This window comes from Qipengyuania citrea (assembly GCF_009828015.1).
Classification (GTDB): Bacteria; Pseudomonadota; Alphaproteobacteria; order Sphingomonadales; family Sphingomonadaceae; genus Qipengyuania; species Qipengyuania citrea.
In genome coordinates this window covers 347284-368924 of record NZ_WTYG01000001.1, presented here as the reverse complement: position 1 = coordinate 368924, position 21641 = coordinate 347284, and the positions used below count along the sequence as shown (strand labels likewise).

At 61.5% G+C, this 21641-nt stretch carries 18 protein-coding genes and 1 pseudogene; 2 read left to right on the top strand and 17 right to left on the bottom strand.

Annotated features, from left to right (window positions below; translation table 11 throughout):
* Positions 1 to 65: 65 nt before the first annotated feature.
* A pseudogene (locus tag GRI55_RS15290) lies at positions 66 to 233 on the top strand (DUF6538 domain-containing protein); the annotation flags it as partial.
* 3 nt (positions 234 to 236) lie between these two features.
* Complete coding sequence (locus tag GRI55_RS01645) at positions 237 to 2135, top strand: site-specific integrase (RefSeq protein WP_153038119.1); 1899 nt, start codon at positions 237 to 239, stop codon at positions 2133 to 2135.
* A 555-nt stretch (positions 2136 to 2690) separates the two neighbouring features.
* On the opposite strand, the gene GRI55_RS15130 is transcribed toward GRI55_RS01645, so the two are convergent.
* The 17 genes from GRI55_RS15130 to GRI55_RS01565 all read right to left on the bottom strand — a co-directional run bounded on the left by GRI55_RS15130 (position 2691) and on the right by GRI55_RS01565 (position 21603).
* Positions 2691 to 5708: an Eco57I restriction-modification methylase domain-containing protein gene (locus GRI55_RS15130; protein ID WP_160765982.1), complete on the bottom strand. Its 3018-nt coding sequence runs from the start codon at positions 5706 to 5708 to the stop codon at positions 2691 to 2693.
* Between the two features lie 331 nt (positions 5709 to 6039).
* Complete coding sequence (locus GRI55_RS01635; RefSeq protein WP_160765981.1) at positions 6040 to 6795, bottom strand: 3'-5' exonuclease family protein; 756 nt, start codon at positions 6793 to 6795, stop codon at positions 6040 to 6042.
* Between the two features lie 32 nt (positions 6796 to 6827).
* A complete protein-coding gene (locus GRI55_RS01630; RefSeq protein WP_160765980.1) occupies positions 6828 to 7421 on the bottom strand; it encodes a hypothetical protein in 594 nt (197 codons plus the stop codon).
* An 82-nt stretch (positions 7422 to 7503) separates the two neighbouring features.
* Entirely contained in the window at positions 7504 to 8055 is a 552-nt protein-coding gene (locus tag GRI55_RS01625; protein ID WP_160765979.1) for a hypothetical protein, read from the bottom strand.
* 70 nt (positions 8056 to 8125) lie between these two features.
* A complete protein-coding gene (locus GRI55_RS01620) occupies positions 8126 to 9091 on the bottom strand; it encodes an exonuclease domain-containing protein (protein ID WP_160765978.1) in 966 nt (321 codons plus the stop codon).
* A 206-nt stretch (positions 9092 to 9297) separates the two neighbouring features.
* On the bottom strand, positions 9298 to 10191 hold the full coding sequence (locus GRI55_RS01615) for a hypothetical protein (RefSeq protein WP_160765977.1): 894 nt from the start codon (positions 10189 to 10191) through the stop codon (positions 9298 to 9300).
* A 129-nt stretch (positions 10192 to 10320) separates the two neighbouring features.
* A complete protein-coding gene (locus GRI55_RS01610; RefSeq protein WP_160765976.1) occupies positions 10321 to 11154 on the bottom strand; it encodes a hypothetical protein in 834 nt (277 codons plus the stop codon).
* The gene (locus GRI55_RS01605; RefSeq protein ID WP_160765975.1) at positions 11151 to 11987 is read right to left on the bottom strand and encodes an META domain-containing protein; all 837 of its coding nucleotides are present in this window, start codon (positions 11985 to 11987) and stop codon (positions 11151 to 11153) included. The genes GRI55_RS01610 and GRI55_RS01605 overlap by 4 nt, the downstream gene beginning before the upstream one ends.
* The gene (locus tag GRI55_RS01600) at positions 11984 to 13783 is read right to left on the bottom strand and encodes a hypothetical protein (protein ID WP_160765974.1); all 1800 of its coding nucleotides are present in this window, start codon (positions 13781 to 13783) and stop codon (positions 11984 to 11986) included. The genes GRI55_RS01605 and GRI55_RS01600 overlap by 4 nt, the downstream gene beginning before the upstream one ends.
* A 130-nt stretch (positions 13784 to 13913) precedes the next feature.
* Complete coding sequence (locus GRI55_RS01595) at positions 13914 to 14639, bottom strand: hypothetical protein (protein ID WP_160765973.1); 726 nt, start codon at positions 14637 to 14639, stop codon at positions 13914 to 13916.
* Positions 14636 to 15847 carry a hypothetical protein gene (locus GRI55_RS01590; protein ID WP_160765972.1) on the bottom strand — a complete coding sequence of 404 codons (1212 nt, stop codon included), beginning with the start codon at positions 15845 to 15847 and terminating at the stop codon, positions 14636 to 14638. The genes GRI55_RS01595 and GRI55_RS01590 overlap by 4 nt, the downstream gene beginning before the upstream one ends.
* Positions 15844 to 18210, bottom strand: a complete 2367-nt coding sequence (locus GRI55_RS01585) for a hypothetical protein (protein WP_160765971.1) — start codon at positions 18208 to 18210, stop codon at positions 15844 to 15846. Before GRI55_RS01585 ends, GRI55_RS01590 begins: the two co-directional genes overlap by 4 nt.
* On the bottom strand, positions 18207 to 18740 hold the full coding sequence (locus tag GRI55_RS15125; RefSeq protein ID WP_307019757.1) for a serpin family protein: 534 nt from the start codon (positions 18738 to 18740) through the stop codon (positions 18207 to 18209). Before GRI55_RS15125 ends, GRI55_RS01585 begins: the two co-directional genes overlap by 4 nt.
* Positions 18631 to 19470 (bottom strand): serpin family protein, encoded by an 840-nt coding sequence (locus GRI55_RS01580; RefSeq protein ID WP_269149417.1) that lies wholly within the window; start codon positions 19468 to 19470, stop codon positions 18631 to 18633. The genes GRI55_RS15125 and GRI55_RS01580 overlap by 110 nt, the downstream gene beginning before the upstream one ends.
* Positions 19470 to 19913 carry a hypothetical protein gene (locus GRI55_RS01575; RefSeq protein ID WP_160765970.1) on the bottom strand — a complete coding sequence of 148 codons (444 nt, stop codon included), beginning with the start codon at positions 19911 to 19913 and terminating at the stop codon, positions 19470 to 19472. The genes GRI55_RS01580 and GRI55_RS01575 overlap by 1 nt, the downstream gene beginning before the upstream one ends.
* Positions 19910 to 21286 carry a hypothetical protein gene (locus tag GRI55_RS01570; protein WP_160765969.1) on the bottom strand — a complete coding sequence of 459 codons (1377 nt, stop codon included), beginning with the start codon at positions 21284 to 21286 and terminating at the stop codon, positions 19910 to 19912. Before GRI55_RS01570 ends, GRI55_RS01575 begins: the two co-directional genes overlap by 4 nt.
* Entirely contained in the window at positions 21283 to 21603 is a 321-nt protein-coding gene (locus GRI55_RS01565) for a hypothetical protein (RefSeq protein WP_160765968.1), read from the bottom strand. The genes GRI55_RS01570 and GRI55_RS01565 overlap by 4 nt, the downstream gene beginning before the upstream one ends.
* Positions 21604 to 21641 lie beyond the last annotated feature (38 nt).

Genomic DNA, 21641 nt, shown 5'->3' with positions numbered 1-21641 from the left:
TTCTCACAGTATCATAGTGATAGCCGTCAGTCTGGCGGACCTATTCGCCGAACGCGTTCGCTGACATGCGGCAGCACAGCTATCTCGTGCGCCGCGGTGCGCGTTATCATTTCCGGCGAAGAATGCCTTCTGACTACAACTGTAGGCGTCCTATAAGCATAGCGCTCGGCACATCCGACCCAAGCGAGGCACGTCGCCTCGCCCGTCGGCTGGCCGCGAAATGGGACGACTTAATCATGTTGCTCACGCAGGAAAGACAGCGCGGCCATCTTACGATCGAAGAGCAGGAGGTGCTGTTCCGGAAAGGGCTGAAAGACGAGCTCGCGCGCGCGACAGCATCTTTCACGGCCCCCATTGGTGCCACACACCCTCACGCGGCGACGCACAAGATAATGGAAGCGGCCTATCGGATCGTGGCACGTGTGCCGCACGATGCCGCAACCATCGATCTCGAGACCTTCGAAGCTGAGGTCGACGAGAGCTGGACAAGCGATGAAATCCTGCTCTTGTGGAAGACGCTGCATCTGTTCGTTACGCCAGGCAGTGTAAGCCGCGATGAAGCCTTGCAGGCGTTGGGTGAGTTCGACTGCCCGCTCAACGATGGCACAGTGAGCGAAGCGCGTGCGCATCTGCTTCGTGGATATGCCGAGGCGCACCACCGTGCGGCTATGGTCGACAGCGACGAGGTGAGATCATCAGGGCGGGGGGCTATGGCCCTTCTCGATGACGAAATCATCGGGAAGGTGTGGGCGGGTCGGCATCAATCTCGAATCTCCTCAATATCTGTCGCAGGAGACCTGGCAACTGCCTCGCCTGCGTCTCAAACTGTCGACGAAAGCATTTACGCATTCCCGAGCGATCTGCGCTTCAGCGAGGTGATGAAGGAGGTCTTGGCGGAGTTGGAGGACGAAAAGGGCTGGGAAAAAGACAACGGTCAACGAGAAGCGGTATGTGAACGCGCTGCATGGATATGTGGCGATAAGCCGCTGCGGGATTGGAGCGCGGCCGATGCAAAATACTTTGCCAAAACCGTTGCCAAATTCCCCAACAAATTCTCATGGGGCAAGCTGAACAAATCCGGGGCGATGGCTGTCCCGTTCGACGAGAACGCCATTCCGTCTAATAGGGGGATGGAGCGGAGCCCGAGAACGATTAATCGCGACCTCAGCATTCTCCAGAACGTGTCGAGGCGTCTCGCCAAAACCCACTGGCGCTTGAAATACGGTGACAGGCTCGAAGTCGATTTCCTCGAATACACTCTCCGGGTCGAAGACGATCCCGGAGACCCTGACCGCATGCCGTGGACGCCGGAGCATTTGACCACCCTCTATTCCCTGCCTCTCTGGCAGGGTGGCGGCGGTAGCGTTGAGCGCCTGAGGCCGAATAATCGGCCTCGAGTATATATGGATGCGGCTTACTGGCTTCCAGTTATCGCAACCTACACGGGCGTGTGTCGCGAAGAAGGGGCAGGGCTCGAAGTCGATGACTTCAATTTCGACAGCGAGGTGCCCTACCTCGTGGTCAAGAAAAACAAGCTTCGCCGCCTGAAGAACAAGGCTCGTGACCGTGTCATGCCGCTGCACCCTCAGCTTCTCGAACTGGGATTACAGAGGTATGTCGAGGCAATCGCGAAGGAGCAGGACCATCAGGCTGGGACATGCACCCCAGTTTTCCCTGAGCTCTGGTGCAAAGAGGCAAAGTATCGCGGCGACGGCAAGAAGGTGCCTGCAATCGGCGGTCGCCGGTTCTATGCCATTGCATGGCGGTATATGGCGGACGCTACTCATGGCGTGATGCCGCTGCCCGAAACGAGCGATGGCAAGAAGGCCGATTTCCACTCGCAGCGAACCTACAATCTCAGTGTCCTTGCCTCGCCGACTGTCGCGCAGAAGATCCTCGATATGCATATGGGGCATGCGTCTCAAGGGACCGGGCAGAAGAAATACAACCGGCGCGCTCTGGCGCTGGGAGAGGTCAAGGAGCTGCGCGAACGGCTTGACGTAATGGTGCGCGAAATGCCCAACGTCACGTCGCATATACCCCGGCAAACGACGATCAATTTGCTACCCCTTCGACTGCGCTCGCGCGTGGGATCTGCTCCTGGCCGGGATGCGCAGCGTAAGTTCTGTCAATAGTTCGGAAGTTTGCGTGATGACTGTCATATCGAGATCGCCAACCATGCACCATCTGAGGCACGGCTTGGCCAGCAACTTCTTGCCGTGCGAAATCGTCTTTGCGACCCCAAGACATGGGAGCAATCCAAGGGTTATCGTCTTCCGCTCGCAAGCTAGAGGCGAATTCATAACAAGGATCGAGACTAGAATTCCCGAAAGTATCATGCTGAGTTTGAAAGGCCGGGCTATTACAGCCGTGATCCAGATTGCGGAACTGGAGGGTCACGCATGGTCGAGTTCGCGTGTGACATTAGTTGAAGAGAAACCCATTCCGAGCATTGGGCCGAGATCGAAAACTAAGGCGGCGCCGCCGCGGGGGTTTAGGACGTTCCTTTATTCCAGCTAAGTCAATTTCTATCTGGCGAAATTGCCAATTCGCCGAGTTCTATTGAACATATGCATGGAGGGTTTTGGCGCAGCAGGACGCTGGTGCCGAGAGCCACATGGTTCACTGCTGCGACACGTCGAAGCGATGATGCATGACACCGACGACCGGTTTCGCAAGAGCGGCGCTGGCTAGATTTTCCCTTCCAGTAAGGCGATGTCATCGGCATCGAGGTCGAACAGGGCGTAGACCTTGGCGTTGATCTCCCGCTCGCAAGTGCGGATGCGGTCGGTCAGGCGGTCGATTTCGGCACGGTTTTCGCTGAGCCAGGTGTCCCAGTCGTTTCTTTCCTTGAGCGGAATGTCGGCCTTCAACGCCTTCTTCACTTCCTTTTGGAAGGCCGGGAAGTCGGGCAGGGTCCACCATTCCTTGAGTTTTTTGGTCAACTTCGCCGAGGTGGGGTCGGCGGCAAGGTCGGGAATGCGGCGCGTGACCTCCTGCTGGAGGCCATAGCGTTCCTCCGCCGCGGCTTGCGCGGTTTCGGCCAGGCTAGCGAGTTCGGCTTTCTGCTCGTCGGTGGCGGTGGGGATCGGCAAGGTCTCGAGGTCTGCAGCATCGGCCTGCGAAAAACCGCCGCTTAAATCGGTGCTCTGTGAGCGGAGGTGCTGCCAGCAGACCGGAGAATTTAGGATGGCGAGGAGAAAGTGTCCTGCACCTGGAATGGCGAAGAGTGCATTGTTCGGATAGTTGAAAAGCTCATCGAACATGAACTCGGCGCGTTTCAGAAAGCGCGAATAGATGATTTTTGGGCTGCTGAAGGAGTCTGAATACGCCTCTTGCGCCTGCTGCAATTCGAACCATTCCTGCTTGGTCGCGCGCTTCTCCAGCCGCTCCCTGAACGGCAGCAGCCAGTCGCGGATGGCGGGGTAGTCGTCGATGGCGATGCGGTTTTTGGGAATGTAGATGATCCATAGGCCGCGCGGTTCGGCCCGCCAGCGTTTGAGATCCTTGCCCTCCAGCCAGGGCTTCAGCAGTTCCGCCGATTTCCCATCCTCGCGGCACAGCCGTTCTTTGGTCGGCGTGTCGATGACGAACGCCTCGTTCAGCCCAGTCTTGATGCCATAGAGCGGTGAGCCATAAGCGTCCTTCAGCGTCGGACGCCCGGCGACGATCTTCTCCCGCAGGCGGCGCAGTGCCGGCCTTTCCAGTTCCCACGATCCATCGCCCAGCGCGTCCTGCGGATAAGGTTTGCGCGCATCTTCGAACGCCCCGGCGAAATCGGCTTCGGGCAGCGCGTCCACTTTCCAGAAATCCAGCGCGTGGTCCGCTTCCGGCGCGCCCGCGCGCAGGGTCATGATGACCGGATAGGTCGTGACGCCTTCGAAGATCTGGATGTCGCCGAAATCGACCACGGTTTCGATCGCGGCCTTCGTTCGCAGGAAGTGGCGCAACGGCTTCCCCGAACCCGTCTTGAAGAAGGTCGAGCTGCTGATGTAGCCGAGCCTGCCGCCGGGCTTCAGCAGAGTGACCCCGCGTTCGAAGAAATACGCGTAGAGGTCGGCCCGGTCGGACACGACCTCGTAGCGTTTCTCCAGCCAAGGCTTCATCGGCTTGAGCAATTCCATCCGCACATAGGGCGGATTGCCCAGAACCACGTCGAAGCCGCCTTCTGTGAATACCTGCGGGAATGCCTCCTTCCAAGCGAAGCCGTGTTCGCGATAGGCGTAGCTGGAATCCTCGATCAGGCTGTCGCCGACCTTCAGATTGCCGTCGAGGCTGTCGAGCACCTTGCCGCGCCGGGCGGTCTTGATCCACAGGCTGAGCTTGGCGATCTCCACGCTCTCGCTGTTCACGTCCACCCCGAACAGATTATTCGTCAGGATCTCGCTGTCTGGATCGTAGAGGTCGCCCATATGGCCGGTGCCGGAGAGTTCCGCGATCCGGGTATTGGCGCGTTCCAGCGCGGCCTTCAGCCAGTCGAACGCCATGATCAGGAAAACGCCCGAACCGCAGGCAGGATCGACAATGCGAAGGGAGGTCAATCGGGCGCGATACTCCTCCCATGCGGTCCGCTCCGCTTTGGCGGATTTCCATTTGATCGGATCGTCGTCGGCCTGCGCACCAGGCTTGGCGTGGCGAGCGAGGATTTCGGTGAAAATCTCCCGCTCATGTGCGCCCAGCGTCTGGTCAACGATGAAGCGGGCGACGTAATCGGGCGTATAGACCACGCCGTCACGCTTACGCCGCCCACTGGTGCCACTAGCTTTGGTTTCGATCGGTTCTTCGCCCAGCGCCTGCGCCTGCAGCGCTTCGACATCGGCAATCGATTGCTCGAAGATATGGCCGAGAACGGTGACCGAGACTTCGCTGGCGAAGTCGTATTCGGCAAGGCGCTTGAACCCCTCGCAGATGGCGTCCGGCAGGTTGAGGTCGGGGATGACTGGATCGCGCGAGAAGAGGCCGCCATTGTAGCGTGGGATGTTGAGCTGGGTATTCCCCTCGTCGATGGCGCGAAACAGGCCGAGGAAGTTCTGCCAGACGGGACGCGGGTTGTAGGGGTCTGCATGTTCGAACGCGCGCAGCAGGCTGTCGTCGGGCAGCAGGCCGTTATCTTCGGCAAAGGCGATGAACAGCACCCGGTCGAGAATGGTCTGGGCGGCACTGATCGCATCGAGCGGGTCGAGCTCTGCTTGATCCGCACGCACCGCATCGACCAGCTGGCCGCGCAGATCCCTGTAGAGCAGGTAAAGCGCGTTGGTGATGTCGCGATCTTCGCGGCGGCTCTGGGCGAGGATTTCCGCGGTCCGTCCGCCGAGCAGGCTGCCCGCCGACAGCAGTAGAAGCAGGCGCTTGGCCAGTTCCGGATCGTCGCCTTGGGCTAAGTCGAACGTCTCGACGAATTGCCGGCCCTCGCCATAGCTGTAGAGGCGGATTTCGAGGTAGTTGGAGACCAGCACCCATTTCGTCCCGACGTTGTCGGAGGCGTATTCCCAAGCCTGCTGCACCGGGCTTTTTGCGCGACCCGGCATGATTGCATCGAGATCGCGAGTGCGTGCGCCTTTCAGTTCGAAAGGGGCAACGATGGCCTTCTTCTCCGGCGTGAAATTGCCCAGAGCGAGGTCGACCACTCCCGATCCGATCGATGCTTTCGACGCAACGGTCCATTCACCGGTCTCGTTGAACGGGCGGTAGCCCAAAAGCGCACTCACGATCCGGTCCTTGAACTGGTCTTCGATTTCAGTTTCGGACTGTGTATGGATGCTGCCGTCGCGGATGGTGGAAGCCCACGCGCGAAGAATGCTGAGCTGATCCGCGCTTGGAACGTTAATGGCTGCAAGCTGCCGATTTAAGGTTTTGCGGTTGAACAGAGCCTCGGTCATGCAGGATGCTTACTCAATTTCTCCAATCCTGCTAGGCGGCGTGGATCAATATTTGCACGTCCTGACCACTGTAATACGTAATCACGCGATCCTGCGATGTCCGATGCGCCGGACCGACAATAGCAGAATTGTTCGGGTCCGGCGCACATGGGGGTAATGATCAGGCAGCGTTGTCGAACCCGACGGCGATGATGCCGTGCAGGTTGGCGGCGTAGGCCCGCAATTCGCCGGCGAGCGAATGATCCGGCCGTCGCCGCAAGAACCCCTCGATCAGCGCAACGATTGCGGGTTCCAGTCGCAGGCCGTCCGTGCCCTGCACGACTAGCCAGCCGATCTTCGCGATAGCGAGCAGGAGACAATCCAATTCGACATGATCGCGCAGGTTTTGCCATGCGGCATCACTTGCCGGGCGCGGGACGCTGGATTTCGCTGCAACCAGATCGAACGGCACGCCCATGCGCAGCAGGAGCTGGCTGAGGTGGGTCCACGTCCGGCCGCCTCCCTTCAATTGCAATCCAAGGTCGAGGTGCGGTCGCGGGCCTCGTCTGCCGGGCTGATCTATGAGCTGCGGCGGCAAGCGCAACCCATGCGCGATACCTGCAAGGAGCAGGATCGGCACGTCAGTTGCGAGCCCGCCATAGGTGACGATCGGCTTGTCGTCGTGCGCCCGCAGGTAATCGAAGACTTTGCTGACAACGCCTTTTTCGTCGATCCAGTCGCGCTCGCTCCAACTGCCGATCTCGCCGGTACTTACCCGGCCATCCTCGTCGATAGTGAATTGGAACACGGCCGCGGCCATAATTTTCTTCACAGCGATAGCTCGGCGCTGCGATTTGGGATCCATCGACCGATGCAGTTCATGCAGGTCTCGATCCCAGTGAAATTCCGCGTCGAGCGCGATATATGTTTTTGCCATTTTGCTTTTCCTTTCTCTAAGTGTTGGCACCATCACGCTTTTCCGAAGGGGAGTGGCCGCGCTCGCTCGAGGGCGCGCCACGCTTCCCAGGCAGTGGCGAGCGCAATGCGTTCGTGCGACGAGCATTGCGAGCACAGGAAAGCAGCCCAGACGCATTGCGATTCGTCCGGCGCCCGGCGCGACCGGGAGAGAATGTTCGAACCGGGGCCGGCGCGTTCGATGCGGTAGGCAGCGGAGATCTCTTCTAGCACGCTGTTTGCGCATTCCAGCTGCACTATATCGAGATCCGAGCGCTCCCGTTGCAGCAGTTGCAGATCGGCCGGTGGCAGCGGCCCACCGGCGGCAAACACTTCGCGCAGGTAATGCTGCGGAAAGCGCGACGCGCGCGCGATCACAGTTGCATCCGCTGGGATGCGTTTGGCGATACCATCCAGAATTTCGGCCCGGGTGGTCGTCCTGTCGAAAGCACGGTGGTCGATCGAGAACCGGGCCACCGCTTCAGGACAGCGGGTGATGGTGAAGATTGCGGTTGCCCGGATCGCCGAGCGGGTAGTGAATTCGTTGCGGTCACGGATGATGGCGAGCGAGCACACGATTTGCGGATGTCGCCTTAAAATTTCGGCCATGGAATGGTCCTTGCTGTAGAACGAGAAAGGACGGCGCTCCCGGTTGGAAGCGCCGCCCGTTGCGTCAGGATTGTGGAGGCGGTCAGGCCGTGGCTTTGTCGACCTCGACTGCGGAGCCATCTGCATGGAATGCGAAGGTAGTCGCCTCCCATGCGCCGCTTTCCAGCACGTCACCCAGATTGTCGGCGGTGACCTTAATTCGGATGGCAGCTTTGGAGTGGGCCATCTGCTTCGTGGCCTTCTTCTGCACCGACATTTCGCGCAGCACCCCGCGCTCGTCAGCCGCGAATTGGCGGGTTCCGTCGTCGGTCACCAGAACCAGCGGTTCGTTCTTGGCGACGTGCGCAGGATGGACCTTCACCATGGCGACGCTGTCCAGCATGCGATAGACCAGGAAGTACCAGGCTGGCGCGTCTGGATAGCGTTCGTCGCTGTACACCGCGAATATGGCGTCCTGCCTGTCTTCGGCGGCTTTGCGGGCAATCCCCTCGAGGATTGGCCACGTAACGCTTTGAATACCGCCGAATGTGATTGCGGCGCAGGTCGTGCCGGTGACCGGCAGACCCATTTCCAAACGAAGGGCGAGCGCGTTCGCCCGGTGGGCTTCGAGCCCACCAGCTTGGGTATTGTTCATCAATCTGTTCCTTATATCAGTGTGACGGCGTGTTCGCCGGAGCCTTTTCCCTCAACCGGATGGCCCACCATCAGCGCCGCCAGTGCGCCACTTCCACTTTCCGGTTCACCGGTGACCACGTCCAGTCGGCGCGGTAGCGCTCGACCCAGTCGACGGGAACGATGGTCGGATCGCGGCCGACCAGTTCGCGATACCAAGCTACCTCGGCATCGTGCTCCGATTCCCGCACAAGCTTGTGATACACCCCCCTGTAAGAACGTCGGTAGCCACGCCGATAAGCGTCCTTCTGCAGGCGATGCGGAAGATCGCTGGCTTCGAAGCGCCAGCTGGGCGCCTTCGCACCTTGTAGGGCGTGGGCCATGACCGTGCGTCCGTCATCGCATTCATATGCGAGCAGATTGACGAGGCTGGCGACATCGTCTCCCGCGCGATGCGCGACTGGATTGAATAGCCCAGCCTGCATCAGCAGGTAATTTTGGGCGCGGCCATCGAAACCGAGGGCACGCCAATCGACATCCTCCATGGCGCATATCCACGGCATGGCGCCGACTTCCGGCACTAATTCCTCAAGATGGCGCCGATCGAATTTTGCATGAAAGGCTAAGCAGGCGTCCGCTTTGGCAAGATGCTCGGCGATTTGCTGCGGAACGAACCGCTTGCCCACTACCATTTCGTCCGTAATCCCAGTGATCCGGCTGATATCTGGTTCGATCGGACGGCAAGGCTGTTGCATGCCGCTCCGCAAGCCCTCGACCGCAACCACGCGGCTCTCATTGTCAATGAGGATCATGGCGACGGCGATCTCGATTAATTCGTCGTATTGCGGGTCGAAGCCCGTGCTCTCCGTATCAATTACGGCAATCTTCATGAAGGGTGGCCCCGCATCGGCGGGCACTTGCCATTTAGACAACGGTATGACGCGGTTGATAACGCGGATCTGATCTTCCTCGCCGTGGGCTGCCGCAGTGGCTGATGCATTCATTTTCTGTTCCTCGTCGTTAATGGACGAGGACAGCTGGAGGCTTTTTCCCTTCACCCCGCTGTCCTCGCGGACGGCGTCGTTTCCGAGTTTTTGCAGAGGCCTGGCTGGCCAAAATTTTCCTAATGCGGATGCATGCGAGAGCTGTCGAGCGACCGCTTCGCGCCCCAATTTCAGTCATTGAAGTTTTGCCGTGGATCTCCCGAAAGCGGACACCGAGCAACCGATCGCAATGTCTGGTATCGAGAATTCTGCCACGGCGGTCATGAGACCACGCTCAGGCCCAGCTTTTCAATTTCCCATCCATCGCCTTTGCTACGCACGCGGTAGGCACCATGCTCTGCGCCGAGATTGCCATAGGTTGTGCCGCCAAACCCTGCACAGAAACCGCGATTGCCCGAACAATCGATCCGCGCATCGATGAACATGGCTTTCTCCCCATTCCGAGAAAGGATAACGCCGCCGTCGTTCCATGAACAATCGGAGTCAGAGAAGAGTTGTCCAAACCGGCGCGTGAGCCTGTTGCGCAAATCATCGTTTGCCCCGCGCAGACAGAAATGGGCATGCATATCGCCTTCGCGCACCTCATAATCCTGCAGCACATAGGCGAACATCGCCTCGCGCGGGTCAGCGATTCCACTGATTATCCGGCGTGGCCCGCGCTGGCCGTCCCAATGCTCGTCGAATGCCTGTGAGAGCAGCATGTTGTCCGTGGATGGACCAGGCGGTGGAGGGGGTGGCGGATCGGGGATGCCATCGGGTTTAGCCGGATCGTATTTCGCGATTTCATAGAGCTGTACCGCAGGCCCGGTGCAATCGGCAGGCACCTCGTTGCCGGTCAAAGCCAACAGGTCAGCATCGCGAGGATAGAACCCGCCGCCACCGCGAACCATCTCGCCTTCTCGAATGCGCAGACCAGAGGTGTAGTTGTTCACCAGCCAGTCGCTCTCGTCGAGGGTCGCGACCTGCACGTCCTCGTCCGCCCAGAGGATGAGCGCGCGCTGACCCGCCGACTGTTCCAGATAAAGGCATGACCCGGCACGGGTGATCCGCCCGGAAACAAGCGCCTCCATGCGAATGGTACCGCGATCCTTCAAAATCACCGGGAGCGGAGGTGCTACCGATCCAGGCTGTTCCCCGATGTCGGGTTCATCCACCGGAGCGCATGCGAGGGATGCCACCGCAAGCAGCGCACATGCGACGAGGGCACTGCATCTTTGACGCGGGTGTCTTGACGTGTGTTTTGCCAAAGTGGGTCGCAGTCTCATCTTGCAAGAACCTCTCGGTTAAAATCCACAAAATCGATTGCAATCGATCGGATCGAGCGCGGGATCGCGCAAGCGGCGGTCGGCTTCGCGCTGCGCTTGCTCGACCGCGCATGTGTTGGCGCGCTCCACGATCTGTTTTTCGGTCGCACCGCTACGTTCGCCGTGACGACGCAGGGCAGGATTGAACCTCTCCGGAACAGCAAAGGGATTGCTGACGGTCGTGACACTCACGACTTTGTGGTTCCCGCAGGTTTGCACGAGTTCCGGTGACGGATCGGACGGTTCGCTGTACCAGCCTGTTTCGGCGGTGAGCCCCACGCGCACCATGCCCATCGTGTTGGTTTCGAAGCGCGATCCGAAGGCAAGGTATCCTTCCTCGTCCACGACAAGCGCGGTGGAGTACGGAAAGAAAACCAGCGGATCATCATCGCCTTCCCGGTCTAGGAAGAAGCATCCGTCGCGTAGAACGACTGTGTGCTGGCTACCGAGATCGAGCACATCGCCGGCGGGTTCGGCAGCCTGCGGGAATGCGCGGATATAATAGAACAGTTCGGGCGGAATGGCGGGTCGTGAAAGCAAAGGTTTACTGTTGACCGGATCGGACGGCCATTTCCCGTCGAGATCCGAAAACGGCGGCGGCATGGGCGCTTCGAGGATCGTGAGGCGGCCACTTTGCTCCTGCGTGGCACCCGTCGGGATCGGCGCAGGCTCGACGCAGGCCGCCTCAGCATTGCCGGATTGCGTGACGATCCGTCCCTGATCGTCAAAGGTGCAAAGCGGTTGCTCCGGCTCGGATGGCGAACATGCCGCGATCAGCGCGGAGATAGGCAGTGACAAGGCAACCCGCATCATCGCGCCCTGTCTCCCGTCAGAACATGATCCTCGCCTGCAATAATCAGTTCGCCATTGGGCCCGATGAGATAGTGGGGATCATCGCGCATCAGCTCGTCAAAGGCAGTGTCCAGCGCGGCGTGATCTTCGCGGCAGTTCTGCTCCGTGGCGGAAATCTCATCGTCCACCGACAAGCGATTACCGTCGGCCCGGTAGGTTCCGAACAAGGTCGCGCAGGAGGCCAGTCCCTGCCACGTGTCCGCATAGAATCTCAGATGCCGGTCTCCGGGGCTGGAACTTGCCGTCTCGCCATCGAGTGCGCGGATGGTCCATTCCGTGTTGGCAAGGTCTTGGGAAACCGGATCGGAAACCGGGATGCGCATCGGATCGGGCGAGCGATTCAACGGCTGCGCGCCGTCTTCGCGGGTCAGTTCGATCTCGTGATCTCGGGCACTCAAGCGCAATCTGTCACCGGAAAGCCGGACCTGCGGATAAGTTCGGAACAGTTTGGCAATCGTATTTTCCCATTTACCCAGCGGCTCTATACAAGCCATCGCATCGCCGCCCCAACTGTGCACTGCGATGCGTCCTTGTGCGTAGAGCGTGGTTCCGCCAAAGCTGTTGCAGCCCACCGATCCGCCTGCTGCATCTGCGGAGAAAGCAAGGTAGGGTTCGCTGCCCGAAACCGGCATGGTTTCGCCATCGATGCTGGTGATGCGCCACCTGCCGGTGATATCCTCCAGCGCAGGAACTGTCTCCCTGTCAGCTTCTGCAGCGGCATTGCCGGTCTGTTGGTCAGCCTGCGAGTTGCAGGCGGCGAGCCCCATCAGCAGCAGACAGGCCAGCGTTCTCATCGCAACATCGCTTTCAGTATCACGTCGCCTTCCGGAAGCGGCACGGTATACTCCGGGTCGGTCGGGCAGGTGCTCACACAAATTACATCGGGGAAGTGGTTGGCGTTGATCCACTGGGCTGCTTTGTCCACCGCGCGCTCCGTGATCGGATTTCCGTCGGGCAAGTTGCCGGGGCAGGCAATCGCGTTTGCGAAAGCCATGGTCCTGCCGCCTTCCCTGATCAGACCGACCGGGGTACAGCCATCGTAGAACGCGGTTACACCGCCATACCCTTGGGGATAGCCGAAATTGGTGCTGCCGTCATAGTCGATCCAGAGGCGTGTCGGGTCGGCCAGCACGCGGTCGCCGATGCGGGTGACGAAATAGCGACGCACTGTCGGATTGCCGAAATTGTCGGTCGGCCGGGGTGGCGCGATCTGCACCATGCGCTGATCGACCTGCACTGCCAAAGCGCGCGCGCTTTCGACTGTCGTCCCGCCATAGCTTGCCGCGCCCAGCACATTCGCGCCTTCGACCGCTTCAGCCAGCCTGCCATCGACGATCCGCATCAGTGGCAGCGTCATCTGCACCACGCGCGTGTCGAGGGAAGGAGGATCGCCTTCCACCAGACGCCCGGCGAGATAGCCAGTACGGCTCGCCAGCAGCAACACCTCGTCTCCCGGTTCGGGCGTGATGACGGGGGAGCGGCTCTTGCCCTCCAGCGGCGGCATCCGCACGATCAGCAGGTCGCCGGTCTGATTACCGCCTCGCCAGCCTTCGCGCACGCGGTACAGGTAATCGAGCGAGAGGCCATCGCCGCGATCGACGGGGCGGATGCCTTCGAGCACCGCGCGCACGACGATGGGCGCGATGGCGAAGTTCTCGGCAAGACTGCGCGCCTCTGTGCCGGGCTCGGGCACCAGCCCCGCCTGCTGCGCCTGTGCGTAGTGCCACGTGGTCATTCCGGCGAAAGCGAGAGCGCGTGGATCGACGGGCTTCTCCACGCCGGGCAGGCCCTCGCCGCCGAACCCGATCGCCCTCAACGCCAGTCCTGCGCGCTGTTCGGCAGGCATCGCTGCCGCCTTGCCGGCAAGCTCAGCCGCCCAGGGATGCGGCGCGATCGCCTCGGCATCAACGGCAAGTTCCGGGTAAAGCGCGGCAGGCACGAGCGTCGCCCGCTCTCTGCCGATCCTCACCGTCATGCGGGTTTCCACCGGATCGGCGCGGTAGCTGACTTCGCCGCCGAGCTTCGCCAATTCGTCGCCCAGTGTCCGGACACGACAGGGCTCGCTTATCCGATCGTATGAGCCACCCGTGCGCACTTCCCCGTCGCGGTCGGTGAACCAGCCATTGGCCGCAAAATCGCAATTTTCCGCATCGACTTTGTATTCTGGCCCAAAGGTGACGCGGGTTAGCTCCTCACCGCGATAGGGCCTGCCGCGCCTGTCCGCGAGCAACCATTCCCCGCGCACGAAATCGTCGCGCGGCATAGTCGCAGCCACGTCGACCTTGGCGAACACCCATGTCTCGCCGCCGCGTTCGATCCGGATGGTGTCGTCATCGACCGCCACGATGCGCACTTCGCCTGCATCGAAAGGGGCGAGCCGCGCCTGCGGATGGCAACGCTCCGCAAGGAGTGTGTAATCGTCCAGCGCGTATCGCCCGTCGCCCAGGTCGCGCAGCTGGCCCTGTGTCAGTTCGCAGCCGCTGCCAAAGGAGAACATCGGGCTCCAGATGGTGAGCCGGTCTTTCGGCGAGACACCCGGGCCGGACACCGGCCGCCATTCGCCATAAAGCGCCTTCACCGCATCGGTCATGGGTGCGAGTGCCTCCTGTCCGGATGGAGGTGGCGCAGGAGGCAAAGGCATATTTGCCGGTTCGCGCGAAGGGGCGGAAGTCGCGCAACCGATCAGTAACAGTGGCGCTGAGAACACAAGCAAAGCAATTTTATACCTCATCGGCATATTCCTTGCAGAGCTCCTCCGCCCCGGGTGGTCTGGGAGCCGGTGGAGGGGGTGGCGCCGCCGGTCGCAAATGTTCCGGACCAGGCAGCGGAGCGGGCGGTGGCGGAATGATCGAGCTGTCGGGGCGATAGCCGGGCGGTTGCACGAATTCCGGCGGCGGCGGCGGAAACATCAGCGCGCATTCTTGGCTTGCCTGGCGCATCGTCACACTGGCGAGGGTCTGCAACACCGCGTCGCAATCATCGTCGGAATAGCAAGTGCCCCAGAAGATCGGCTCTTCCTCTTCCCGCCAGATCGCCACTGCCGCACTTTCCGTTCCGCCATAATGGTTAGTGATGAGATAGCGCCTGCCGCCATCGTCCAGCATCTTGCGAAAGGCGGGCCTGCCGTTGATGGTGATGGGCTCGCCCCACTCGTCGTCCCACATTGCCTTGCCAAAATGATCGAGGACGTAATCGAAACGCAGGGTGCCTGATCGCCAGACCGCATGCACGCTATCGTCACCCAAAGGGCATTCGCTGGCACGGTTGGGGCAGGTTTCCGTGTCGCCCTCGAACTCCAGACCGACCGGGAAAAAGAAGCTCATTGCGCCAAGGGAAATGCCTGAGGACGGTGTGATTTCCGGCTCTGGAACGACAATGTCGCTCGGCTCGCCGCATGCGGTCAGGACAGCACACAACACGATCGAGACCCCCGTTGTTCGTCTCACGGCAGCGTTCCTTGCCGGTTGCCCGCGCCGCCGTTGAGCAGCCAGATATCGCGCTCGATCCTCTGCATGGTGGCGAATGTGTCTGCTTCGTCTGTGCCGTTCACTTGTGGCAGCCGATCGAGCTCACGGTCGAGCGGGGCGATACGCGACACGAAGGGCTGGCCGGCCAGGGCGTGCGGATCGCCCGCCACTTCGAGGGCAATGAGGCGCGGCGTGCCTGTCGCCTGCTGCACATCGCGCACCGAGCGGGTGAAGGCTTGCGCGACTTCATAGCCGAGCCCGGTGCCGTAGTTTTGCATCGGCGAGAGCTTCTGCCGAAGGAACTCCGCTGCGCCGTGATGCGGATCGCCGATGCGGCCACGCTGGCTCTGGGCGAGATAGTCAGCTGCCCTGGCCAGCCACGGCGAGGTCTGTTCATGCGGTGACGGGCGGACCTCTTCGATGAAATCGCCGCGCGCATAATAGGCCGCGCGGATCGTTGCCCCTGCGGCGCGCAGATCGCGCTCGACACGCACCGGATCGCTCCCCGGTGTGAGGTAGAGCAATTCCTGCGCCTCTTGCGGCGCAGCGGCGGCCATACGCACCGACCAGAGCCAGAAATCATCGTCCGACAAGGTCACCGGCACATAACCGAAGGCGGCGTGGTTGGGCGAAGCTGTCTTGCCGTTGCTCATCGTCAGACGATTGAGCACCCGGCCCTCCGCATCGCGCAGAACAACGTAGAAGCGCCCGGTTTCGGCCATAAGCGCAGGCGGGCTGCAACTCGTCAGCCCGATCGGTGGCGGCGGCGGATCGCCCGTGGCTCGCGGGAACAGAAGGGTCGGACGCTCTTCCAGATAGCTGAACGGCGTGACCTGCCCGGTCTCGCTGGTAAAATGCTGCAAGGGGGCGTTGAATATCCGCTGTTTGTCAGGCGAGAAGGTCAGCGGGTTTCCGAATACGGTGAAGCGGTCGGCGCTGTTGCCCTTGAAGCGGGCGATGGTGCGAAGGGTAATGATGCCGGTGGGCCGCGCATCCATTGCCCGGGTTCCGTCATCTTCGACCAGAACCAGATCGGCATAGGTCGCGGCGGCCAGCATCTCTTTTGCGAAATACTGGCCGCTTGCATGGCCGACCTCTTCAGGGCGCTGCGAGTAGACGCATGCCAGCGCATTTTGCGGCAACGCCAGAGCGGCAAGCGCGATCGCCACCAGAACGGAGCGCATCATTGCTCTTCTCCCGATTGTTCCAGACCCAAGGCACGCTGGATAGGTGCGATCCTTTTCCGCAATTCGTCGAGCTGGATCGGTTCCGGATAATTCGTGATCGGATGCACCATGCCCTCCGCATCGATCCGCGATGGTGCCATCCAGCCGACCGCAACGTACCAGTCCCTGTCGCTGCGCGCCGCGCCTTCGCCGCCCTGAACATAGGCCACATGGCGATAAAGCGCGTCGCTCAGATGCAGAATCCAGCGCGATCCCGGTTCCAGCGAAGTCGGCAAGCCGGGCAGCAACGACGGTTCATCATTGCTTTGCCCATAGCGGGTCACGCCCGCCTCATCGGTCCGTTCGCCCGACGCAAGACGCTGGCCTAGTTCTTGGCCCGGCCTGGCATTCCCTTTCAATACCTCGACAACGCGCCAGCGAACCGTGGAGGAAAAACCATCGCCGCCCGCATCGCCGAGGTCGATGGCAACCGGTTCGGCCACGACGATATCGGTGGCTGTGAGCGCGCGTTTCTCGATCGTCTGGCGCCCGTTCATGTCTTCCAGTGCTTCGACGGGATCGAAACCGGCGGCGCGCAGCGCCTGTATCTCGCGCAACGTATAGCCGCTGGCGATCAGCCAGTGTGTCTGCTGGAGCGACCCGGCCCTGGACGGTTTGCGTGCCACCCAGATGCTGGAGTTGTGATCGGTCGGCGAAGGCTCGGGCCGCATGATCGGGGTGTCTTCCACCAGCGCGCGGATAGCGGCGAAATCGGGATGCGCTTCCAGCGGATACCAGATCGCCTCTGGATCGCGGCGCAGCGGGATATCCTGCCGGTAGATCACGCCCTGATTGTCCGCCATGATCCGCACCAATGGCGGAAAGGTGATCTTGCCCGCCACCGCTGCTTGCGAGAGCGCGGCAAGGTCTGCGGGATAGAGGTCAACAAAGCCGCCGATTTCCTCGATACTTACCCGCGCGTCCAGCCCGGCCGCCGCGATCTGCGCGGCAATGTCCGCTCGCGCGGCTTCCAGCGCTGTTCCGCCTTGCTGCACGACCTGCCCGGTGACGAAGGGGCGCAGTGTCTCCGGCACCAGTTCGTCTCTGGTCAGCACATCGGTGTGGAACATATGCGCGGCGCCCTGATCCTCGTTGACGTAGATGCTGGCGATCACATCGCCATGTTCGGCGAGCGCGTGCGCCCGCCACGCCTTCAGTTCGGCCACCCGTGCCATATCGGCGGCATAGTCTGCTTCGGCAGCCGCGCGGCTGCCGAGTTCCTGCGTGCGGCCAGCGATGGCGGCATCGCGTCGCTGCTTGTCCCACACTTCGCGCGGGACGATGCCGCGCACGACGCGATAGGGGCCGGGACAGCTATCCGCGCCCACAACATCATTCGGCGGCGCAACTTCGCCAGGTTGCAGGCCCATCAGCACCACATCGCTGTCAGCATAGACCTTTGCGCCGGAAAAACGGTTCATCACTGCTACCTTGCCGGAATCGGTCAGGTCGAGCGCCATGCTCTGTTCCCAGACCGCAATCCTCGGCTCCTCACCTTCGGGCGAGAGCCACAGGCAACCATCGCGCAATTCGAGGCGTGCAGGCACGTCTGGAACGCCGACCAATGTGCGCGCCATCCCGTCAGTGCGGTAGGCGAACTGAGGGAAACCCTTAACCCGCGCATCGCCGGGTGGAACGGGCGGCGCAGCGATCGGAAACGGATCGGGTTCCTCGAACACCACGAAGTCGGGCAGTTCAATCTCGCCGCGTGCCGCCGCCTGCCGGATCGGTTCGGCACTCTGGCCCAGCCTGACCTCGATCTTGCCGGTGGCTTCGTTCCCGCCCATGCCGAACCAGTTCACGCTCAGCGCTTGAAGATCGCGCATCAGCTGGTCCTGTGCCGCGCGCAGTTCGGTGAGGCTCGGTCCGGGGCGATCGACCGGGACATAAAGCGGATCGCTGGTGTATTTCGCCAGTGTCGACGCCGCATCGCGGGTGAAGGCGACCATCACGCCATAGGTCGGGCGATGCTGGATCCAGAGCCCTGCAAAGGTGTCACCTTCCTTTTCGTGAAGCGTTTGCGCCAGCAGACCGAGGGAATCGTCCGGCGCGGGTGGCGGAGGCGGTGGCCCCGGCTCGGTGCGCGGGCCGATGGCGCCGCGGTTCTGGATTTCCATCCGCCGCTCTGCCTCTTCCACGCTGACGCAATAAGCGCGCGCATACCAGGCGTTCTCGGAGAACTCGCCTTTGTAATTCTCGATGGCCTCGATCTCTTCCGCCGTCAGGTTAGGGCAGGTTTCGGTGAGCGGTTTTTGCTCTTGCGCGAAGGCGGGCGATGACAGGGCCAGCGCCATCGCGCTCGCGCCAAAGAGATTTCGGATCATTCGGATTTCTCCACGGGTGTCGGGTCGGATATGCGGCCGAAGAAGATCAGTGCGCCGCTCGCACGGTCGCGGATGGTCAGGAGGAAGGGCCGGTCGACGATCATGCGCGGCAGATCGTCTGGCAGGCGGCGGGAGCCGGTAACGACGATCTTTACCGTTGTTACCGCCGCCGCTTCGGTACCTTTCTCGTCCACCCGCAGGAAAGTGGCGTGGGCCACATCGTCGATCGCGAGCGGAGCATTGGCCATCGCGCTAAAATCGGCGCAGCTTCCGTCAAAGGCGCAGGTCATTCCCGCCGCAATCAGCGCGGTCTTTACGCTGCCATCGAAGCGCGCCTCGAAACGCGGCAAGCGCAGCAGGATATTGCGTTCTTCAATCGAGCCGAGATCGAACTTGCCGTCGCTGCCCTGCATCGAAAGATCAAACGATCCGGCATTCAGATCCCGTTCCCACCGGCGCAGGGTAGCCCCGTCCTTCGGCAGGAACACCTCCATCGTGAAGCGCCCGTCCTTGCCATAGGGCAATTGCACCGCCTGCCCGTCGCGCGTTTCGCGATAGGCCATCGGCGCGAATGTAGATCGGCATTTTGGTGCCATCGCCGCGCGTGAATTCGCCCGTAGAGCCATCCTCGAACGGCACCGACCAGTCGGCCTTGAACCACACCGCATTGGTCAGCACGGCAGCGGTCAGATCGTTGAACCCGCTGGCTTCGACGATCTTCGTGATCCGCTCGCGGGTCTGTTCGCTTACCGAGCCATTGACCGTGTCGGCAGAGGCAGCCGGATCGCCGCCGAAATCGACCTGCCGGGCGGTGGCACCGAAGCTGTCCTTCGCCGCGCGCAGATAGTCCGGCGTGAAGTCCAGCTTGTTCGAAAGCCACAGCGCATTGGCGACCGACAGAGCCACCTTGTCATCGCCCGTGCGCGTCAGAAAACGGTCGTAATTCTTCACCAGCAGTTCGGGCCGGCTTGCCGCATCCCAGCCCAGGAGATCGCGCATCTCCGCCTTGGTCTGCCCGCGCGCACCGGGAAGCGCGAGGCCCAGCCCCTCGCTCAGCGAGAGGGGCGAGATGAACAGATTGTCGTTCGGCTCTGCGGCCTCGGCGAGTTTCGGATAGAGCCGCGCGGCAAGCCGGCCCTGTCCTGCCGTGATGTCGTGCGGGATGGCCTCGGAAGATGCCGTTGGCCCGGTCTGCGCTGGCACCGTCGTACAGCCGGCTGCAAGCGCCAGCGGTGCCAGTGTGAGGAAAATGCGTTTCATCAATCCTGTTCCTCTTCTGAATAGGGAGCGGGAGGCGGTTCGGTCGGGAAGCTGTTGACCACCATCGCGACGGTGGGTGTCTTGCAGTTCAAAGCGGCAGCCTGCTCGCGCGACAGGAACCCGGCGCTGAAGCTCACGTGCTCGCCCAGCTTGTAGGAAACATGCCCGTTCGACAGGGTATCTGCGTTCAGTTCGAACCTGTCGGGCATCACCAGACCTGTTTCTCCACCCCCCGGTGACGTAACAAACAGGCAACCGCCCCTGTAACCGAGCGTGCCGCCCACGCCTTCCGCATAGGGCACTTCGTTCGGTGCGGCAGATCTTGTGTCGAAGGGCAGCGACCGGGCTTGGATTGCCTGTGGTTCTTGATTGCACCCGGCCAACAGGGCAGCTGCCAGCGGGGCAAGCCATGGTCGCGCCGACGACTTGTCGGCATGTTTCATCGATCCTGTTCCAGAAATTCGACCAGCCAGTCGGGCAAGGGTCGCAGATAGCCTTCCGGTGTTCGGCACAGGCCGCCCGCGAGGCTGCTGCCGGGCGGGCATTCGGACGGATCCATCACCGGAGGTGGCGGAGAATCCGCCACCATTGCGCCTGTTATCGGCGGCTCCAGGATGCCGTCCGACGTCGTCCGTCGATTGGCCTCGCCCCGCGCATCGAGCCAGTCCAGCGCTCGCATCGCCTGCCGCGCATCGAGGCCGTATGCAGATTGCAACCTGCGCATGGCATTGGCGCGATCGGTCACCCTCCTTTGTGAATCGCTCGCAGCCGCACTTTGCATTCCTTCCACCTTAATGACCTTGTCCGGCCCGCACGCGGCGTGGATCGGGTCGACCAGCTCTGGCGTAGTCACTTCCTGGATCGATCCCATGAACTCGACCGCTTCTCCCACGCGCGCATAGCCGGGCCGCTCGCCGCTGCCGAAAGCAAGGTAATTGTTGCTGTCGACAAACAGGTTTGCCCCGAAGGGGAACAGCACCAGCGCATCGTCCCTATCAGCGGCACGGAAACAGCCATCTTTAAGAACCACGGTCACACGGCTGTTGACTGCATTGAGCGCGCCTGCTGGGCGGTCGTGCCTCGGGAATATACGCAGAAAGGGCGCAACGTTCTCCGGCACCGCCCGATCCTGTGCGGGTGGGCGCGGCGGATTGACTAGAGGCACCACCGGCGCTGCGTGGAAGACCAGCTCAACCGGTTCGGGAATGGTCACGCCCTTGCGTTTCACCAGCGCCCGGAATTCTTCTTCCGAAACGCTGATCTGGGCGGTGACGACCTGCGTTGCAATGCCCGTCGACTGCAGCACGCGATCTTCACGGAACGTCTCCCACATGAAATCTGCTGCGGCCCTCAGCTCCTCCTGTGACCAGCGCACGGTTTCCCCGCGGAAGGTGGGATTCTTGCTGTACTTGCGCAGCGTTGCAGGGCCATCACGCAGAAATTCGAAGACGACCCCGAGTTCACCTTCATTGTCATAGTGCAAGGTTTGGAAATTCCCGCGTTCATCCCGGCGCAGCTGCTCGGCCAGCGTCTGCACTTCGTACATCACGCTGTTCTGATAGTCGCCGACGCGCATGAATTCCGCGTCAGCGGCATCCTGCTCTGCCGTGCGCGGCGCCGGCGGAGGTGGTTCCACAGGGTCGAAAGAGGCTGGCGGGGCGGACAGGATCGTCGCAAATCCACTCGCCTCGACTTCCGCGCGAAACGGTAAGCCATCGGAGAATGGCGGCGATGCTGTGTCTTGCGAAGCGCAACCGGCAAGACCGGCGGTCAGCAATCCGGCGAGCGCAGTGAAGGTTAACTTTCGCTCAGTCATCCTTCCAGAACCTCAAAATTTCGCAGCCGTATAATGTCGCCTTTCGGACAAGCCGCAGAGATCGTAACCCCATAGAAACGCTCGATATCGGAAATCGGCCAGCCTCTTCCGTTGTTACGCAAAACTCCCCCTCCGCCACTGATGAGCTGGCCAAAGGGAATGTCTTTGCCGGAAAGTGGATCGTGCAGCCCGTTCCGAGACGGCAGCAAGGTTACGCCCGGATCGAACAGGACGGTCGAATTGCGGCGGGAACCCTTGATCACGACACAGCCGCGCACCACCGCCATTTCGCCGCGAAACAGGGCTTCGCCAGCCATGGCAGGTCTGGCGATGGTAATCAGATGAGGCGAGGCAG

Coding starts and splice junctions, on each gene's coding strand:
- GRI55_RS01630 (WP_160765980.1), bottom strand. CDS start 7,421: ATGGCCGAAATTTTAAGGCGACATCCGCAAATCGTGTGCTCGCTCGCC.
- GRI55_RS01610 (WP_160765976.1), bottom strand. CDS start 11,154: ATGATGCGGGTTGCCTTGTCACTGCCTATCTCCGCGCTGATCGCGGCA.
- GRI55_RS01570 (WP_160765969.1), bottom strand. CDS start 21,286: ATGACTGAGCGAAAGTTAACCTTCACTGCGCTCGCCGGATTGCTGACC.
- GRI55_RS01580 (WP_269149417.1), bottom strand. CDS start 19,470: ATGAAACGCATTTTCCTCACACTGGCACCGCTGGCGCTTGCAGCCGGC.
- GRI55_RS01575 (WP_160765970.1), bottom strand. CDS start 19,913: ATGAAACATGCCGACAAGTCGTCGGCGCGACCATGGCTTGCCCCGCTG.
- GRI55_RS01645 (WP_153038119.1), top strand. CDS start 237: ATGTTGCTCACGCAGGAAAGACAGCGCGGCCATCTTACGATCGAAGAG.
- GRI55_RS01635 (WP_160765981.1), bottom strand. CDS start 6,795: ATGGCAAAAACATATATCGCGCTCGACGCGGAATTTCACTGGGATCGA.
- GRI55_RS01565 (WP_160765968.1), bottom strand. CDS start 21,603: ATGGCTGGCGAAGCCCTGTTTCGCGGCGAAATGGCGGTGGTGCGCGGC.
- GRI55_RS01600 (WP_160765974.1), bottom strand. CDS start 13,783: ATGACCGATGCGGTGAAGGCGCTTTATGGCGAATGGCGGCCGGTGTCC.
- GRI55_RS01625 (WP_160765979.1), bottom strand. CDS start 8,055: ATGAACAATACCCAAGCTGGTGGGCTCGAAGCCCACCGGGCGAACGCG.
- GRI55_RS01585 (WP_160765971.1), bottom strand. CDS start 18,210: ATGATCCGAAATCTCTTTGGCGCGAGCGCGATGGCGCTGGCCCTGTCA.
- GRI55_RS01590 (WP_160765972.1), bottom strand. CDS start 15,847: ATGATGCGCTCCGTTCTGGTGGCGATCGCGCTTGCCGCTCTGGCGTTG.
- GRI55_RS01605 (WP_160765975.1), bottom strand. CDS start 11,987: ATGAGAACGCTGGCCTGTCTGCTGCTGATGGGGCTCGCCGCCTGCAAC.